The sequence below is a fragment of the Vibrio sp. 99K-1 genome, assembly GCF_013114585.1.
In the GTDB taxonomy this organism is placed as follows: domain Bacteria; phylum Pseudomonadota; class Gammaproteobacteria; order Enterobacterales; family Vibrionaceae; genus Vibrio; species Vibrio chagasii_B.
The window spans coordinates 1-533 of sequence record NZ_VTXF01000077.1 but is presented as its reverse complement, the minus strand read 5'-3'; the positions used below and the strand labels follow the sequence as shown (position 1 = coordinate 533).

The following is a 533-nucleotide window of genomic DNA, read 5'->3' as shown; positions in this document are numbered from 1 at the left end:
GAAGCGCAAACTCTGCTTAACAGTGTGACGTCGAAAGCCACGCAGCTTGAGCAGCTATTGGGCAGCGATGCGCCAGTGAACGCCATGCTGGCTACAGAGCAGGCAAAACTCAACAGCCTTACGATGAAACTGGGCTCGGTGATTCAGTGGTTAAAAGGTGAGGGTAACTACCTAGGGCTTCCGGATGATTTTGTTCTGTTCCTACAAGGGTTCAAAGACAAAGGCAACACCGTGTATGACTCGTTTGATGCGATTAAAACGTTACTCAAAAGCAGCGCGTATGACGTAGTACCGTCGGCAGAGAAAGCGCTGCAAGAGGCGAAAAACGCGACGACGAACTACCGCTACCAACGCGACCAGTTCAGACAGACCTTTGCTAACGAGCAGCAAGCGCTGAATAACCAGCTGTTTAAACTGCTGGGTTGTACAGTAGGACAAGGCGATAACCTGTGCGCGAGCCAGACAGAAGCGCAGAGAAAAGGCAGTTTAATCGCTCAGCAGCAACAAAGTATCAAAGCAGCGACGCTGGGCGT

The 533-nt window shown here is 51.2% G+C and carries 1 pseudogene; it reads left to right on the top strand.

Annotated features, from left to right (window positions below):
• A pseudogene (locus F0228_RS25700) lies at positions 1 to 533 on the top strand (hypothetical protein); the annotation flags it as partial.